15 protein-coding genes and 1 riboswitch are annotated in these 16,628 nt (G+C 45.3%); of the genes, 10 read left to right on the top strand and 5 right to left on the bottom strand.

Annotation, left to right across the window (positions count from 1 at the left end; translation table 11 throughout):
- Nucleotides 1–53 precede the first annotated feature (53 nt).
- Nucleotides 54–1,442: an exonuclease domain-containing protein gene (locus GJU82_RS04505; RefSeq protein ID WP_153631053.1), complete on the bottom strand. Its 1,389-nt coding sequence runs from the start codon at nt 1,440–1,442 to the stop codon at nt 54–56.
- Between the two features lie 93 nt (nt 1,443–1,535).
- On the opposite strand from GJU82_RS04505, the gene cysQ reads away from it, so the two are divergent.
- Nucleotides 1,536–2,342: a 3'(2'),5'-bisphosphate nucleotidase CysQ gene (gene cysQ, locus GJU82_RS04500; protein WP_153631052.1), complete on the top strand. Its 807-nt coding sequence runs from the start codon at nt 1,536–1,538 to the stop codon at nt 2,340–2,342.
- On the opposite strand, the gene GJU82_RS04495 is transcribed toward cysQ, so the two are convergent.
- The 4 genes from GJU82_RS04495 to ligA all read right to left on the bottom strand — a co-directional run bounded on the left by GJU82_RS04495 (nt 2,343) and on the right by ligA (nt 6,547).
- Nucleotides 2,343–2,879, bottom strand: a complete 537-nt coding sequence (locus GJU82_RS04495; protein ID WP_153631051.1) for a hypothetical protein — start codon at nt 2,877–2,879, stop codon at nt 2,343–2,345.
- A 39-nt stretch (nt 2,880–2,918) separates the two neighbouring features.
- Complete coding sequence (gene dapA / locus GJU82_RS04490) at nt 2,919–3,800, bottom strand: 4-hydroxy-tetrahydrodipicolinate synthase (protein WP_153631050.1); 882 nt, start codon at nt 3,798–3,800, stop codon at nt 2,919–2,921.
- A gap of 5 nt (nt 3,801–3,805) precedes the next feature.
- On the bottom strand, nt 3,806–4,348 hold the full coding sequence (locus GJU82_RS04485) for a hypothetical protein (protein WP_153631049.1): 543 nt from the start codon (nt 4,346–4,348) through the stop codon (nt 3,806–3,808).
- Between the two features lie 186 nt (nt 4,349–4,534).
- Nucleotides 4,535–6,547 carry an NAD-dependent DNA ligase LigA gene (gene ligA / locus GJU82_RS04480; protein WP_153631048.1) on the bottom strand — a complete coding sequence of 671 codons (2,013 nt, stop codon included), beginning with the start codon at nt 6,545–6,547 and terminating at the stop codon, nt 4,535–4,537.
- A gap of 285 nt (nt 6,548–6,832) precedes the next feature.
- Nucleotides 6,833–7,039, top strand: a riboswitch (cobalamin riboswitch).
- A 103-nt stretch (nt 7,040–7,142) separates the two neighbouring features.
- On the opposite strand from ligA, the gene GJU82_RS04475 reads away from it, so the two are divergent.
- The 9 genes from GJU82_RS04475 (at nt 7,143) to GJU82_RS04435 (ending at nt 16,594) form a co-directional block, all read left to right on the top strand.
- Nucleotides 7,143–7,349: a cysteine-rich CWC family protein gene (locus GJU82_RS04475; RefSeq protein WP_153631047.1), complete on the top strand. Its 207-nt coding sequence runs from the start codon at nt 7,143–7,145 to the stop codon at nt 7,347–7,349.
- Between the two features lie 2 nt (nt 7,350–7,351).
- Nucleotides 7,352–8,107, top strand: coding sequence for a DUF4465 domain-containing protein (locus GJU82_RS04470; RefSeq protein ID WP_153631046.1), 756 nt, complete (start codon nt 7,352–7,354; stop codon nt 8,105–8,107).
- 200 nt (nt 8,108–8,307) lie between these two features.
- On the top strand, nt 8,308–9,996 hold the full coding sequence (gene ggt / locus GJU82_RS04465) for a gamma-glutamyltransferase (RefSeq protein WP_153631045.1): 1,689 nt from the start codon (nt 8,308–8,310) through the stop codon (nt 9,994–9,996).
- A gap of 131 nt (nt 9,997–10,127) precedes the next feature.
- Entirely contained in the window at nt 10,128–10,748 is a 621-nt protein-coding gene (locus tag GJU82_RS04460) for a peptidylprolyl isomerase (RefSeq protein ID WP_153631044.1), read from the top strand.
- Between the two features lie 89 nt (nt 10,749–10,837).
- On the top strand, nt 10,838–11,911 hold the full coding sequence (gene aroC, locus GJU82_RS04455; protein ID WP_153631043.1) for a chorismate synthase: 1,074 nt from the start codon (nt 10,838–10,840) through the stop codon (nt 11,909–11,911).
- Between the two features lie 11 nt (nt 11,912–11,922).
- Nucleotides 11,923–12,105, top strand: coding sequence for an HTH domain-containing protein (locus GJU82_RS04450; protein WP_153631042.1), 183 nt, complete (start codon nt 11,923–11,925; stop codon nt 12,103–12,105).
- Nucleotides 12,106–12,129: 24 nt separating this feature from the next.
- Nucleotides 12,130–12,498, top strand: a complete 369-nt coding sequence (locus GJU82_RS04445) for a YccF domain-containing protein (protein WP_153631041.1) — start codon at nt 12,130–12,132, stop codon at nt 12,496–12,498.
- A gap of 276 nt (nt 12,499–12,774) precedes the next feature.
- Nucleotides 12,775–14,013: a competence/damage-inducible protein A gene (locus GJU82_RS04440; RefSeq protein WP_153631040.1), complete on the top strand. Its 1,239-nt coding sequence runs from the start codon at nt 12,775–12,777 to the stop codon at nt 14,011–14,013.
- A 106-nt stretch (nt 14,014–14,119) separates the two neighbouring features.
- Nucleotides 14,120–16,594 (top strand): AsmA family protein, encoded by a 2,475-nt coding sequence (locus GJU82_RS04435; protein WP_153631039.1) that lies wholly within the window; start codon nt 14,120–14,122, stop codon nt 16,592–16,594.
- The last annotated feature ends 34 nt before the right edge of the window (nt 16,595–16,628 follow it).

Genomic DNA, 16,628 nt, shown 5'->3' with positions numbered 1-16,628 from the left:
AAATTGCTCAAAACCGGGCATCGGGGGCCCCATCCAAACCCCTTTTTCGGTCGTCATAATTTCCGTTCACCTGCCAGATCTGGCCGTTCTCCAGGATCAAATTCAATGATGCGCGTTGCCGGATGCTTCTTCAGGTAACTGCGAATGATTCCCTGGGTATCGCGGTTGTCCTGCCGGGAAGAAATGCAACCGTGCAGGGCTCCAATACCTTCGTTCGAATTTTCTTCGTCGACGTAACCAAAGCCTGTGTAACGGCCATTCTGTACTTTTACGACAACCCATTCGCCTTTCCTGCGTCCCTCTTCCAGAATGAAAAAGTTGGGCGAACGAAACTGAAGCTTAGCTGCCGCCATTTCAGCCCGTTGGTTGTAATCATCAGGTGCTTCTTCGCCGATGCAGGCACCGTTGCAACTCTTTATTTCGTAGTGAAAGCAGGAACCATCGGTTTGATACAGGCCGCAGAGCTTTTGGCATAATTGGTATTTGTCAACCAAATCATGCAAATATTCTTTGGCTTCAGCAGCCGAATAAAAACTGGTCAGCGGCAATTTCCCGTCGATAATCTTCCTGACTTCGAAGCGCTGGTAACCCGCTTCATCCTGGTAAGTAAACAAGCCATAGTGGAAACGGGTACGCCGTAGCGCCCGGTTGTACAATGGCTGATGACTTTTAATCTCATCCGACTCGAGCAACAGCGAAACCAACTCGCTGCCGGTAATCTGCCAATCGATGTTCACCAGTTTGCTGCGCATTTCGATGGCCTTCTTCGTGCTGTTGTTGGCCAGGTGCGAAAGAACCCGTTGATGGATGTCCTTGCTTTTCCCGATGTAGATGATTTCTCCCGGGTCATTCAGAAAGTAGTACACGCCGGTCTGCCCGGGAAGTGCTTCGAGTGTTTCTTTCGAAAGCTCTTTCGGAGCATTGGAAAACAGATTCTGCGTTTGCTCGTTATTCTGCCGTATCAGAATTTCGAACAATTTCACGGTAGCAAAAGCATCGCCGCCGGCCCGGTGGCGTCCATCGATCGAGATATTCAAATCGGAGCATAGGTTTCCCAATGAATAGGAGCGGTGCCCCGGAAGTAATTTTCGGCTCAGCTGAACCGTACAAAGCGTTTTCCGGCGGTAATCGTATCCCAGTCGTTTAAATTCTTCCTTGACAAAGTTGTAGTCGAATGTCACATTATGTGCCACAAAAATCTGCCCTGCCGTAATCTCTACAAGCTGTTTGGCCACTTCGTAGAACTTGGGCGCGTCAGCCACCATCTCGTTGGAAATGCCGGTCAACCGGGTAATGTTGTATGGGATGAAGCACTCCGGATTGATGAGGCTGACGAATGAATCCGTAACCTGTTGACCATCGTGAATGTAGACAGCAATTTCAGTAATTTTCCCGTTCCGGTGACTGGTCCCGGTGGTTTCTATGTCAATTATGGCATACATCAAATGCAAAGATAACAGATCTCTCTTTTTGTTGAACGGCGAATTTTGCAGGCAGTTGAACTTTCCTATCTTTACCGGGTTTGAAAATATATTATGGATAAATTTGAACCCAAATCATTATTGAAGCCAGCCATTCGTGCAGCATTGGAAGCTGGTGAAGCCATTATGAAAGTTCATCGGTCAAGGGAACTGGAAGTGGAGTACAAGGAAGATGACAGTCCGGTTACACTGGCTGACAAGGAAGCCAGCCGGGTGATTATTGAAATGCTTACTCCTTATGGTTTCCCCTTTTTAAGCGAAGAAGAAATATTTCCTTCATATGAAGAGCGGCAGAAGTGGGATTATTTCTGGATGATTGATCCGCTCGATGGCACAAAAGAGTTTATTCGTAACGGCGATGATTTTACGGTGAATATTGCGCTTATCGATAAAAACCAGCCGGTATTGGGCGTGATTTACGTCCCGGTTACCGGATATCTCTATTTTGGCAGTGCCGATAAAGGAGCGTACCGCACAGCCAATGCTGATACGCTTTCGGCAGGGCAGATTTTTGCCAAAGGCGTTCAGCTTCCGCTGAAAAATCAGCATGAAAAGTTTACGCTTGTTGGAAGCTTATCACACATGAATAAGGAAACCAGCGCCTATTTCGACAAAATAATGGCCGAAAAGGGAAAAGATAACGTAGATGTGATTATTCGCGGAAGCTCATTAAAAATGTGCATGGTGGCCGAAGGGACCGCCGATTGTTATCCGCGTTTGAGTAATATCATGGAGTGGGATATCGCTGCCGGCCACGCTATCTGCGAAGCATCCGGATGCGAAGTAACGCAATGGAATGGTAAGCCGATGGTTTATAATAAAAAGGATTTTTACCAGCCCTGGTTCCGGGTCAGCCGTTGATTATTGCATGTCGATGGTAACAGAATCTTCCCAGACTTTTTTCCCGTTAGGAACGGATTTCATTTGGTAGTGTACCTTGTATTTTCCGTTTCCCGATTTACGAACCACTTCACCGGTCAACAGATAATCGGCCTTTTGCCCGGCAGCCCAGTTTAGCTGCGCCTTTTCTGATGGGGGCGTAGTCGTTGAAAAGATCAGGCCCCTTCTGTCTCCTCCATGGATAACCCTTAATAAACCGGAAGCAGCCAGCTTGGCCTCGACGACGGGAACAACTGCTTTTGCTGATGTGCCAAGTGAAGCCGGAATCACAATACTCCCAATAATACAAACCGGTCGTTCTGTCGCGTAATCTTTCCCGGTTTTTTTCAACCAACTTGAATTAAGCAGACTGTGTTGAAGTTTCGATGGAAAATAGACAATGCTTAAAGCCGGATCCGGCGTTTCCATGCCTGGTTCCTGCACCTGCCTGGAAACCTGGGGACTGCAGGCCTGCAAAAGGCCCGCCAGAAAAATAATATAGATGGCGGTAAATCTCATAATGTTTGGTGGCGCAAGATAACGATTACTCGTCAGTTATCAGTTGATCTTTTTCATTTCTTCGGCAATTTCCCGGTAAATGATTTCACTGATTTTTGTTAAAGGCAAACGTAAAACATTCTGTACTTTGCCTTTTACATTCAATGCCGCTTTAATCCCTCCCGGGTTACCTTCAACAAAAAGAAGATTGAAAAGTTTTAGAAACTGCATGTGTTGTGCCGACGCTTTCCGGAAATCTCCACTTGCTGCTAAATGCACCATTTTAGCTACTTGCGCCGGAAATCCATTGGCAATTACAGATATAACTCCGTCGGCGCCCAAAGAAATAGCCGGGACAGTCAAGCCGTCGTCACCGGAAAAAACAGCGAAGTTTTCGGGACGGTCGCGGAGAATGATAGCGAGTTCATTCAAATCGCCTGAGGCTTCTTTAATAGCGATTAATTTGTCGGAAGCTTCGGCCAGTCTTATGGTCGTTGCTGCATCCATATTCATACCGGTACGACCGGGAACATTATACAGAATAACAGGGACCGGACTGTATTTGGCAATCTGCATAAAATGTTGGTAAATGCCTTCCTGCGTGGGTTTGTTGTAATAAGGGACAACAGAAAGAATTCCGTCGATCTTATCTGCATCCAGGTTTTTCAGTCCTTCAACTACTTCTTTCGTGTTATTTCCTCCGGCGCCCACAACGATGGGAAGTCGTCCGGCATTTTTTTCGGCAATAAAATCAATTACATTTTTCTTTTCTTCCTGCGAAAGGGTAGCGGTTTCGGCTGTTGTTCCTAAAACAACGAGAAAGTCGATGCCTCCGGAAATCATATCCCCGACTAAATTTCCAAGTGCATCAAAATCAATTGTGCTATCTTCTTTAAATGGTGTTATGAGAGCGGCACCTGCTCCACTAAACTTTTGTCCCATAATGCTTAATCTATTCGATTGATGTAATCCAAATAGTGAATAATCTGTTCGGTCAGATAACGGCAATTCTTTTTCCCTGAGATTTCCACGGTTAAGTCATAAAAATTGTTTTCCGGCTCTTTCCAGCCAACTTTAAAACTGGCTGCAGAGTTGACCAAAATGCTCTGTAGTGGTATCAGTTCCGAAATGGACAAATCCAAAAGCAGATCATATTTGGTATTTACAAAACTTTTGAGGTCGTCCATCCTGGGATTTCCTTTCCAGTCGATCTCTTTTCCTGTAAAGAACCGCGAATGCGATGCTTTACTGAACGTTTCTTTTTCGTCTTCTGAATCAACCAACGCCAATCCCCGGGCGCTAATGCCGTGCTCTGTAAGAACTTTTCTCATATGTTCATAGCTTTCCATTGCTCCGTCATCTTCGGGATACCACAGAATCGCTGCAGATTTCGCCGTGTTGAATGTATTGACCAGTACGTTACGTCCTTGTTTCTGAGACTTTTTATGAAGCCTTTTCAGCGTAACGGTTTGGAAAGCTTTTTTGAACATATCGGGACAAATTTACTAATTCGTTGATTGGTTATTCGTATTTAATATTGATGGTTATAATATTTCTGCTTACAGATTGTAAGTATATCTATCGATTATTCTATAGATCAATCGATAAATGCACCCTGTTTAAGCTGTTTTTAATTTCACTATCTTTTGTCTTCTTCGCTGTATCATAATTGCTTCTTACGCTTCAATCATCCTGAGAAATTCATCTTCGTTGATGATTGGAATTTTTAATTTCTCAGCCTTTTCTCTTTTCGATGGCCCTATTTTGTCACCGGCCAGCAGATAGTCTGTTTTTCCGGTAATAGAGCCGGCGTTTTTCCCACCGTTTTGTTCCACTAATTCACCCAGTTCTTTTCTGCGCTGCGATGTTCCAAAATTCCCGGAAATCACAAACGTAAGGCCTTTCAGCTTTTCAGAAGCGGGAAGCGAATCCTCATCAACTTCCATGGTGAGGCCGGCCTTGCGTAATCGCTGGATTAAAATACGGTTTTTTTCGTCATCAAAATAATTCCGGATGGACTGAGCCATTTTTTCGCCAATCTCATCTACAGCAATCAATTCATCCAGCGAAGCTTCTTCCAGTTTTTCGATAGAACGAAAAGCACGGACAATTTTTTTGGCAGCTGTTTCCCCGATAAACCGAATACCCAAACCGAACAACACCTTCTCAAAAGGTTGTTTTTTTGAATTCTCAATACCAGTTACCAGGTTCTCCACCGATTTTTTCTGAAAGAAATCCAGGGCGAGAATTTCTCGTTGTTTTTCAGGAAGATCATAGATGCCGGCTACGTCGGTGAGTAACCCTTTATCAAAGAAAAGCCGGATGGTCTCTTTTCCAAGTCCTTCAATATCCATGGCGCCACGACTACAGAAATGCTCTATTTTCCCCCTTAGCTGGGGGGGGCAACCATTTTCGTTGGGGCAATAATAGGCAGCTTCGCCTTCCGTGCGTTTCAGGGGTGTATTACACTCCGGACAATTGGTTATGAATTCAACTTTAGCAGCGCCTGCCTTTCGGGATTCGGTATCGACCCCCACAATTTTGGGAATAATTTCCCCGCCTTTTTCCACGTAAACCTGGTCATCGATATGGAGATCGAGGTTGGCAATGATATCGGCATTATGGAGGGAAGCTCTTTTAACAATGGTTCCCGCCAACAATATGGGGTCCAAATTAGCGACCGGTGTAACCGCGCCAGTCCGTCCCACCTGGTACGTGACGGCTTTCAAACGGGTCGCCAGTCTTTCGGCCTTAAACTTATAAGCAATGGCCCAACGCGGTGATTTGGCCGTATAGCCCATCTCTTCCTGTATCCTGCGGGAATTCACTTTAATCACAACGCCGTCGGTAGCAACCGGAAGATTTTTCCGCTCCTCATCCCAGTAATGGAGAAATTGAAATATCTCTTCTACGTTTTTACAGGCCTTAATATGTTCAGAGGTTTTGAATCCCCATCTCTTTGCCTTTTCCAACAACTCCATATGACCGTCAGACGGCAGGTTATCACCCAATACATAATAGAAGACGGCGTCCAGGTTTCGCTTGGCTACGTCAGATGAATTCTGCAGTTTCAGTGTTCCTGAAGCTACATTTCGCGGGTTGGCAAAAGGTGGTTCACCGGCTTCAGCACGTGCTTCGTTCAGCTTTTCAAACGAAGCAAAAGGCATCAGCACTTCTCCGCGTATCTCAAATTTTCCCGGATAGTCACCTTTCAGCTTTAGCGGTACACTTCGGATGGTTTTTACATTGGCTGTCACATCGTCTCCCTGAACACCATCGCCGCGGGTTACGGCACGAACTAATTGACCGTTTTCATACGTCAAACTGATGGAAATCCCGTCAAATTTCAGCTCACAAACATAAATGAATGGTTCATCGACGAGCTTTCGGGCCCGTTGGTCAAATTCCCGGACTTCACTCTCAGAATAGGTGTTGCTCAACGAAAGCATCGGGTAGGTGTGACGAACCTGTGCAAACTGCTGGTTGATGTCACTGCCTACGCGTTGCGAAGGTGAATTGGAATCGTACAATTCCGGCGCCTCTTTCTCCAGTTCGATGAGTTCATTCATCAAATGGTCGAAAGTTTCATCACCGATAGTTGGCTGGTTTAATACGTAGTAATTGTAATTATGCTGCTCGAGTTCTTCTCTTAATTCCAGAATGCGTTTCCGGGTCGTTTCCGAAGTCATTTTCTTCACATTTTAAAAAACTAAAAGTACTAAAAATGGCAGTTCGGGAATAGAAAAAGAAGCCATTCGCAGCGAATTCGTTTACTTTAATGAAATTGTGAAATCATAATCAGATAGATAATCACGAAACCGGCAAGCACAACCAGCCGGGTCAGATTAGCCATCTTCCGGGCCTTCATCATTTCTTGGAAATCTTGGCCGTGGGTAAAAAATCAAATGCTATTATTGTTGAAAAGTAAGCAAAATATCCTGTTAAAAAATGGTCATAATTTGAAAATGTCATATATCTTTGACGTGAATTTTGGTTTTTCAACTCCCGGTCGGGGAGAAGAAAATGAAAAGGGAATCCGGTGAAAATCCGGAGCTGTTCCCGCAGCTGTAAGCCCGTAGTTATGAGTTTCCTGATCCGCATAACCACTGTTTCATTTTGAAACGGGAAGGTGCAGGAAACCCGGGTGAGCCAGAAGACCTGCCACGGTTCACAGACTAGTTTTTGCTTTCGGGATAAATAGCAAAAATGAACTGCAAGCAATTGTTCTTCATTTTTCACATTTGAAAGAAAGCCGGAATCATCCACTAATTAAATGTCATTATTATGGAAAATGTATGTCCGCGCTGTGGTTCCACATTCGAATGTCGGGAGGACGACATTCAGCAATGTTGGTGTGCCCGTGAAAGATTGCCCGATGCGTTGAGTGAAACGCTCAGGGACAACTACGATGCATGTTTATGTATGTCATGCATCAGTGAACTTCAAAATGACCTCCGAATCAATGGAAATCAAACGACAAAAAAGGATTAATCATGAAGAAATTAAACGGATTGTTCATGGCAACAATTGCTTTGGCTTTGCTATTTACTGCCTGCGACAAATCGGAAGAAACCATTACTGAAACGAAAACAATCGATTTTGAAGGCCTCCAGACGCCTTCTTCCGGTTACTGGAACGGAAGCGATGCATCGGGCGGATTTACTTCGGGCGATATGGTTTTCCCGAATAATTACAACGCCGATTGGTCAACCTGGGACAGTTTTTCGTATTCCAAACTGAATGACACCCAAACAGCCGGTTATGGCAATCAGTACAGCGTTTATGACGCCGCCAATAACGGCAACAGCTTTGCCATATTTTTCCCGTCATACCCAGGTGATGTATACTTTTCATTTCTGAACGGCCAGGAATACCAGGTAAAAAACATTGAGCTGTGTAATGACGCCTATCCGGCGCTTTCGATGAAAGACGGAGATGCTTACGGTAAAAAATTCGGCGGCGATACCGGAAACGATCCTGATTGGTTCAAAGTAGACATTATCGGCTACGATGCGGCCGGCGATTCAATTGGCAATGTAGCGTTTTACCTGGCCGATTACCGTTTCACAGACAACAGCCAGGATTACATCGTGAACGAGTGGTCCAAAGTTGATTTATCAGGTTTAGGTAAAGTGAATAAATTAACTTTCCGCTTTGGATCTTCTGATGTCGGTGATTATGGCATCAATACACCTACTTATGTTTGTCTCGACAATATTCGTTACGAAATAGTATCAAAAGGAGAGTAGTGAATCATCACCCCACAGGAATAAACTATTGTCATGTTGTAACTGTTTAGATTTTTTACTATTCCTGCTTAACATACTTGATTGTAAAAAGGCGGATGAATCCATTTAAGGAGCATCTGCCTTTTTTGTCTGTCGTGTGGCCTTTCTGTCCATTTGGCAGAATTTCTGTAAATTCCCGTTCATTTTAAACCGAATTGACAATGAAAAAATTTGCTTCTCTGGTATTGTTTTTTTTGACAAGTATCTCGCTGTTTGCGCAGGATCGGATAACCGGTAAGAATTTCGCCACACGTTCTGAGGTGATGGCGCGCCATGGGATGGTATGTACCAGCCAGCCATTGGCGACACAAATTGGTATCGATATCCTGAAGAAAGGCGGCTCGGCTATCGATGCAGCCATTGCAGCCAATGCGGCGCTTGGATTGATGGAACCGACCGGTAGCGGAATGGGCGGTGACCTGTTCGCCATCGTCTGGGATGCCAAAACCAAAAAGCTTTACGGACTGAATGCCAGCGGCCGTTCGCCGAAGGCGCTGACACTGGCGATTTTCAAGGAAAAGGGATTGACGGAAATACCGCCGTTTGGCCCGCTTCCGGTGACTGTTCCCGGATGTGTAGATGGATGGTTCTCGTTACATAATCGTTTTGGAAAACTGCCCATGAAAGATCTTCTGGCTCCGGCGATTCAATATGCTGAAGAAGGATTCCCGGTAACGGAAATTATCGGTTATTACTTTGGCCGTTCCGTGGAATATTTCAGCCGAAAGTTCCCCAACGTGAAAGAGACTTACATGTCTGCCGGCGAACCACCCTATAAAGGCAAAGTATTCCGGAATCCCATGCTGGCCAATACCTACCGGGAAATTGCCAAAGGCGGCCGCGATACTTTCTATAAAGGCCGAATCGCACATGTGATCGCGGATTTTATCCAGGAACAGGGAGGTTACCTTTCGTATGAAGATTTAGCTTCACATCATTCGGAATGGGTGGAGCCGGTTTCAGTGAACTACCGCGGCTACGATGTTTGGGAGCTTCCGCCGAATGGACAGGGAATTGCTGCGTTACAAATGCTCCAGATTTTGAAAGGTTACGATATTGCTTCCATGGGGTTTGGCTCGGCTGATCACATTCATTACTTTACCGAAGCTAAGAAACTGGCCTTCGAGGACCGGGCTAAATACTATGCCGATATGGATTTTGCTAACGTACCGGTAGAAACACTGATTTCTGAAAAATATGCCGCCGAGCGCCGGAAGCTTATTCGTCCCGACAGGGCAGGAAAATATTCAGCCGGTGAAATCAGCCAGGGAGAAACGGTTTACCTGACTGCAGCTGACGATGAAGGGAATATGGTTTCATTAATTCAATCGAATTATCGTGGAATGGGTTCCGGAATGGTCCCTCCGGGACTGGGATTCATGCTGCAGGATCGCGGTCAGCTTTTCAACCTGGAAGAAGGACATGCCAATACCTATGAACCTGGTAAAAGGCCTTTCCACACCATTATTCCGGCTTTTGTTACCAGGGATGGCCAGCCATTTATGAGTTTTGGCGTGATGGGAGGCGATTTCCAGCCGCAGGGACATGTCCAGATTTTGATGAACGTTATCGATTTTGGAATGGGGCTGCAGGAAGCCGGCGATGCGCCACGTATTAGTCACGATGGTTCTACATCACCGACTGGCACACCAGCCGACGGAACCGGGCAAATTTCGCTGGAAAGCGGTTTTGGCTACGAAGCGATAAGAACATTAATGCAACGAGGACATCGTGTTGGTTTTGAAAATGGAATTTATGGTGGTTACCAGGCGATTATGTACGATGCTAAGAATGATGTTTATTACGGAGCATCTGAATCAAGAAAAGATGGAGAGGCTATAGGCTATTAATTAGCTACATGATTGATGAAATTTCTTTTAAATTTAATCTAAATTAATGTATTTTTGATAACTGATATTTGCATGATAGAATAGTTCGTGCTTTCTTTGTACGACGCAAAATTTGTATTAAATAGCTTATTATGACAATTGCTAGAGATAAAATGGTTTCCCTCACTTATGAGCTCAGAGTAGACGGGAAGGAAGGAGAAGTATTCGAGACTGCCGGACGTGAAAATCCATTGACATTTCTTTACGGAGCCGGGTTGATGCTGCCGATGTTCGAAGAACGTTTGGCCGGATTGACTGACGGTGCCGTATTTGACGTGGAAATTCCGGCAAAAGATGCTTACGGTGAAGTGAACGAAGAGGCCATCATTAACCTGCCCAAACACATTTTCGAAGTGAACGGCGAGTTTGATGCTGAACTGGTTAAACAGGGAAATACCGTTCCGATGATGTCTACTTCAGGACAGCGAATGAACGGAATCGTTTTGGCTGTTGAAGACGATACGGTACGCATGGACTTCAATCACCCGTTGGCCGGCGAAGATTTGTTCTTCAAAGGTGAGGTTATGGAAGTACGTGATGCAACAGCTGAAGAATTGGCGGCTGTATATAACCAGGGCGGTTGTGGCTGTGGAAGCGGCGGCGGTTGCGGTAGCGGAAGTTGCAGTACCGATGAGCACGAGCACGAACACGAGCATGCACATGCAGGCGGTGGTTGTGGTTGCGGAAGCGGCGGCGGAAGTTGCGGCTGCTAAGCAAATCGTAAAAACATTTTCTTTTTGAAATAAAGAAATTAACGTATTTTTATCAACCCGGGACTTTCCCGGGTTTCTTATTTCAGCCTATGAACACGTTTGGACAAATATTCAGGTTAACCACATTTGGAGAATCACACGGTGCAGCGATAGGCGGCGTTATTGACGGATGCCCATCCGGACTGGAACTGGATGTGGAAAAAGTGCAGAAGGATTTGGATCGCCGTAAACCCGGACAATCACATATTACCACACAACGCGAGGAAGGCGACAAGATTGAATTCCTTTCGGGAATATTTGAAGGAAAAACCACCGGAACACCTATCGGTTTCATTATTCGAAATAAAGATCAGCATTCGAAGGATTATAATAACCTCCGGGAGATCTTTCGCCCTTCGCACGCCGATTATACCTACGTTAAGAAATATGGCCGGCGCGATCATCGCGGTGGTGGACGCTCATCGGCCCGGGAAACCATTGCCCGGGTAGCTGCCGGAGCAGTTGCCAGGCAGTTGCTGCAGAATATTGGTGTAAACATTCAGGCATATGTATCGCAGGTTGGTGAGGTGGAAGTGGCCAAAAGTTACCTGGAACTGGATCTTGGTTTAACCGAATCAAATATTGTCCGCTGCCCGGATTTGGAAACAGCCGGGAGAATGATTGCCCGCATTGAAGAAGCCGGAAATAATCACGATACGGTTGGTGGTGTAATTACCTGCGTTGCAACAGGTGCGCCAGCTGGTCTTGGAGAACCTGTTTTCAATAAATTGCATGCCGATTTAGGACATGCCATGTTGGGAATTAATGCGGTAAAAGGCTTTGAGTATGGCTCCGGTTTTGCCGGAACCCGTTTATCTGGTTCGGAACACAACGATGTATTTGTGAAAGACGGCGACAAAATCCGGACAAAAACGAACCACTCCGGTGGCGTGCAGGGAGGAATATCCAATGGTGAAGACATTTATTTCCGGGTAGCATTTAAACCCATTGCTACCTTACTGAAAGAGCAGCATACAATAGATAGCTCGGCACACGAAGTAACGATCAATCCCAAAGGTCGTCATGATCCGTGTGTATTGCCGAGGGCTGTGCCCATTGTTGAAGCGATGGCTGCCCTTGTACTGGCCGATCATTTCCTGATGAACAGCATCTCAAAACTCTAACATTTTAACCAATGGAAATCAGTGAACTAATCCTGCAAACCATGAACGAAACCGGCCGCCCACTTAAGAGTGGTGAAATAGCTGAAAGAGCCGGCATTGACAAAAAGGTGGTCGACAAAGCACTGAAAAAGCTGAAAGACGAAGGGAAAATTGTTTCTCCCAGGCGTTGTTTTTATGAGCCCAAACATCCTTAGGAAGGACAATTATACCTATTCGTTATGAGACTTTTAGGAAATATTATATGGTTCGTATTTGGAGGCGTTTTTATCTTCTTCGAGTATCTTTGGGGGGGCTTGGTCCTCTGCCTGACGATTGTTGGCATTCCCTGGGGATTGCAGGCTTTTAAACTGGGCGTTGCTCATTTGACCCCTTTCGGAAAACACGTGGTTCCGACCGGCGAAAGCATCCCGGTCATTTCGTTTCTGTTGAATGTCATCTGGATCATTTTGGCCGGGTTTTGGATTGCTGTTACACATCTTCTGTTCGGAATTCTGTTTTGTGTCACCATTATCGGAATTCCGTTCGGACTTCAGCATTTTAAACTGATGCGACTGGGATTTTACCCCTTCGGATACGGCCTGCGCTAAACAGGGCGAAGAGGTTTCCTGAATAAAAATCTGGAAGATGGGATGAGACGGCTGGAACATTATCTGCAAAATTTCAATGGATTAGGATCATAGATGGCTTATAAGCTATTTGTTTCGGGCTAAAGGATGTTACCCGTAAGCGACCATGGCCCAGGTTTATGGTATTCTGAAGATGAACGCAAGGTTGTTTTCCGTAATTTAGACCGATATTAACCCGAAGGAATGAAAACTGCAGTGTTGGTTTCATTTGGCCCCATGAACAGATTATAATACTTGATGAAAGCAGATTTAATTACCATTGGCGATGAGATTCTCATCGGCCAGATTATCGATACTAATTCGGCCTGGATGGCCAGACAACTCAATGACGAAGGAATTGCCGTCCGGCAGATTACCAGTATATCAGACGAGCACGACCACATGTTGGAAACATTGGCAGATGCTTTGGGCAAAGTCGATTTAGTGCTGATTACCGGAGGATTAGGCCCGACAAAAGACGACAGGACCAAAGACGCTATTTGTCAGTTCTTTGGCACACAGTTGGTCTATGACGATAACGTACTGGAACACATAAAAACATTGCTAGCTCCGCGCGGAGTGCAGATGAACGGACTCAACCGCGACCAGGCGCTGGTTCCTGAAAGTGCGGTTGTGCTGCACAACCGGATGGGAACAGCTCCCGGACTTTGGATGGAAAAAGAGGGATATGTTTTTGTTTTTATGCCCGGCGTTCCATTCGAAATGAAAACACTGGTAAATGAGCAGATATTACCAAGGGTGCGTACCCGGTTCAAAACTACACCAATCATTCACCGGACCATTTTATCGCAAGGTTTACCGGAGTCGGTGTTGGCCGAACGGATTGCCGGTTGGGAAGACAATCTGCCTTCGTTCATCAAACTGGCGTATTTGCCTAATCCGATGCACATCCGGTTGCGGTTGAGCGCTACGGGCGATGACCGCGACATGATGAACCGTGTACTTGACCAAAAAGTACAGGAATTAATAACGATTATCCCGGAACATATTTTCGGTTATGAAGATGATACCCTTACCGGGAATATTGGCAAGCTGCTAAAACAGCGCAACCTGACAGTTGGAACAGCAGAAAGTTGCACCGGTGGAAATATTGCACACTTTTTCACTTCCGATGCAGGTAGCTCAGATTATTTCCGCGGAAGCGTAGTAGCTTATTCCAACGAAGTAAAGGAAAACGTTCTCGGTGTCCCTGAAAAAGTGCTTATTGAGCATGGAGCTGTAAGTGCCGAAGTCGTGGAAGCGATGGCAGTTGGTGCGCGAAAAGTATTGGGAGTTGATTATGTAGTGGCTACTTCCGGAATTGCCGGACCTACAGGAGGCACACCGGAAAAGCCGGTTGGCTTGGTTTGGATAGCGGTTGCCGGCCCTGACGGTGTTGTTTCAAAAAAATATAACTTTGGTAACGACCGCGGAAGAAATATTGTTCGCTCGTCGCAATCGGCCCTGAACCTGTTACGCAATACTTTGTTGAAGTAAAAAACAGACAGCCGAATAACCAAACTTATTTTTTAGACTCTCAATGCATTGCTTGGTTCCCGGTTAGCCGGAATGAGAATTATACGGACAGATAAAAAACGATGATATGAAAAAAGCACTCATCATTATTGGCGTAGTTGTGGTGGTTTTATTGGCTGCCATGATTGCCGTTCCACTGATTTTTAAAGATCAGGTTTATCAGAAAGCGCTCGACAAAGCTAACGAGATGGTTGATGCCCGGGTTGAACTCGATGGGGTAAACCTGTCCCTGTTCAAGAGTTTTCCAAAAGTGTACGCCGAGTTGGACGGGCTACGTGTTATCGGGAAAGGTGATTTTGCCAACGATACACTGGTGAGTGTAGGCTCGGTAGCTACTACCATTAATCTGTCCAGCTTGTGGCATCTCGACCAGGGAATCGATGTGAATGAAATTATCGTCGACAATCCAACGGTTGCCCTGAAAGTGAATAAAGCCGGTAAAAGCAACTGGGATATTACCACTTCAAACGAACAGCCGGCAACCACCGATACAACAGCATCAGAAATGCAATTGAACCTGGATAAAATCGCAGTGCACAACTTGTCACTCCGTTATACCGATGAGTCAACCCCCATGTTCTTTTCGATGGAGAAAGGGGAATTCAACCTTTCGGGAACAATGGATGGTGCGAACAGTACCCTGAAAACCGATGCACAGGTAAAGAATATCACGTTTGATTACGAAGGCAGCCGGTATGCGAAAGATATTAATCTGGATATGAATACTGTGTTGACAGCCAACTTCGATAAGATGAAATTTGCTGTTGCCGAAAATGAGATGCACATCAATAAACTACCGGTGAAAATCGACGGTAGCTTTGCCCTGGCTGATTCCAGTTATGATTTTGATTTGAAATTCAGTTCTCCCGGTTCCGGATTTGACGAATTGCTGGGCTTTGTGCCCGAAGAATACCAGTCGTATCTGAAAGATGTTCAGACGAAAGGTGATGTGACATTTGGCGGATTTGTAAAAGGTGCTTATACCGAAACGAGCTACCCGGCATTTGGTATCGACCTGAAGCTGGATAATGGTTGGTTAAAATATCCTGATTTGCCCAAAGCGGTTGAAAACGTCAATCTGGCAGCCAGCGTGAAAAAGCCCGAAGGCGATTTGGATTTGATGACAGTGGATGTGACTAAATTCGAAGCCAAGGCAGCAGGAAACCCGGTTTCGGCTAACCTCTCCATTGCGCATCCGATGAGAGATATGCAGTTGAAAGGAAAGCTGAACGGGAAAATCGATTTCACAACAGTATCGCAGGCGTTGCCAATGGATTCGATGGATATTCGCGGCCTGCTTGATGCTGCTGTTCAGTTTAACGGACCCTATTCTGCTATTGAAACGCAGCAGTACGACAAGTTTGAAACCGAAGGAAAGGTTCAGCTAAAAGGATTCCGAATGGCTTCGAAAGATTTGCCCATGCCAATAACCATTTCCTCGGCTGATATGACGATGAACTCACGTTCAGTATCGCTCGCTTCGCTAAAAGGGAATATGGGGCATTCCGACTTTTCGGCATCCGGTTCGCTTTCTAACTACTGGCCGTATATTCTAAAAAGTGAGACACTGAAGGGAAATCTGAAAGTAAGTTCCAATCTGCTCGATGTGAATCAATTGATGGCCAGCATGGCAACTACCGATACCACAAAGACCGATACCAGCAAAATGGAAGCCTTTGAAGTTCCCGATCACATCGATTTTGCAATGCAGGCCAATATCAATAAAATTCTGTATGACAAGATGGTGATTACCGGAACCAAAGGTGAAGTAACTGTCAGGAATAAAAAGCTTTTACTGGATGGTTTACAAATGAATATGCTGAACGGTGAGGTGACGATGAATGGATCATATGAAACGCCACAGCCACAAAAGCCGAAATTTGATTTCAACCTGAAAGTGAAGGGATTTGATATCCCACAGGCCTATCGCTCATTGTCGACCGTTCGAACCATGCTGCCGATTGCGTCGAACAGTACCGGTGCATTCAGTACAGGCTTATCCATTTCCGGTTCGTTAACGAGAAATATGGAACCGGTTTTCCAATCGTTTAACGGAAACGGCGACATTTCTACATCTGATATTCAGATTGTGGGGGCGAAGGTATTCCAGGAAATTGGTAAATATTTCAAGAAGAATACGTTCCACAAAGTTGATATCGGTAATTTTGCAACAAAATTCAAGATTGTTAACGGAGGTCTGGATGTTTCGCCGTTCAAAACAAATATTGCCGGACAGGAAGCGGTGATATCCGGGCATCAAACCGTTAGTCAAAACCTGAATTACAAAATAGACTTTAAGGTCGATAAAGACAATTTAAGCGGCAATGTTAACAAGTACCTGGGCTTTGTTCCGGGCTCGGAAAATATTCAAAAATTGCCGGTAGGAGTGACCATTGGAGGTACATTCAAGCAACCGGAAGTAAAATTGAACCTGAACGATGCTAAAAAACTCGTCGAAGAGGAATTTAAAAAGTCATCGAAGAAGCAGATTCAGGATGCCGCGAAAAAGCTTGGCAACGAGTTGCAGAAAATATTCAAGTAATTATCTGAGGTTACCTATATTGAAAAAGGCTGCA

Origin of the sequence: Prolixibacter sp. SD074 (assembly GCF_009617895.1) — a bacterium.
Classification (GTDB): domain Bacteria; phylum Bacteroidota; class Bacteroidia; order Bacteroidales; family Prolixibacteraceae; genus Prolixibacter.
This window is presented reverse-complemented; position numbering and strand designations above follow the sequence as displayed.

Bases quoted from the DNA above. Each gene is read 5' to 3' on its own strand.
- GJU82_RS04440 (WP_153631040.1), top strand. From the start codon at position 12,775: ATGAAAGCAGATTTAATTACCATTGGCGATGAGATTCTCATCGGCCAG.
- GJU82_RS04495 (WP_153631051.1), bottom strand. From the start codon at position 2,879: ATGAGATTTACCGCCATCTATATTATTTTTCTGGCGGGCCTTTTGCAG.
- GJU82_RS04445 (WP_153631041.1), top strand. From the start codon at position 12,130: ATGAGACTTTTAGGAAATATTATATGGTTCGTATTTGGAGGCGTTTTT.
- GJU82_RS04475 (WP_153631047.1), top strand. From the start codon at position 7,143: ATGGAAAATGTATGTCCGCGCTGTGGTTCCACATTCGAATGTCGGGAG.
- ggt (WP_153631045.1), top strand. From the start codon at position 8,308: ATGAAAAAATTTGCTTCTCTGGTATTGTTTTTTTTGACAAGTATCTCG.
- ligA (WP_153631048.1), bottom strand. From the start codon at position 6,547: ATGACTTCGGAAACGACCCGGAAACGCATTCTGGAATTAAGAGAAGAA.
- dapA (WP_153631050.1), bottom strand. From the start codon at position 3,800: ATGGGACAAAAGTTTAGTGGAGCAGGTGCCGCTCTCATAACACCATTT.
- cysQ (WP_153631052.1), top strand. From the start codon at position 1,536: ATGGATAAATTTGAACCCAAATCATTATTGAAGCCAGCCATTCGTGCA.
- GJU82_RS04460 (WP_153631044.1), top strand. From the start codon at position 10,128: ATGACAATTGCTAGAGATAAAATGGTTTCCCTCACTTATGAGCTCAGA.
- GJU82_RS04435 (WP_153631039.1), top strand. From the start codon at position 14,120: ATGAAAAAAGCACTCATCATTATTGGCGTAGTTGTGGTGGTTTTATTG.
- GJU82_RS04485 (WP_153631049.1), bottom strand. From the start codon at position 4,348: ATGTTCAAAAAAGCTTTCCAAACCGTTACGCTGAAAAGGCTTCATAAA.
- GJU82_RS04505 (WP_153631053.1), bottom strand. From the start codon at position 1,442: ATGTATGCCATAATTGACATAGAAACCACCGGGACCAGTCACCGGAAC.
- GJU82_RS04450 (WP_153631042.1), top strand. From the start codon at position 11,923: ATGGAAATCAGTGAACTAATCCTGCAAACCATGAACGAAACCGGCCGC.
- GJU82_RS04470 (WP_153631046.1), top strand. From the start codon at position 7,352: ATGAAGAAATTAAACGGATTGTTCATGGCAACAATTGCTTTGGCTTTG.
- aroC (WP_153631043.1), top strand. From the start codon at position 10,838: ATGAACACGTTTGGACAAATATTCAGGTTAACCACATTTGGAGAATCA.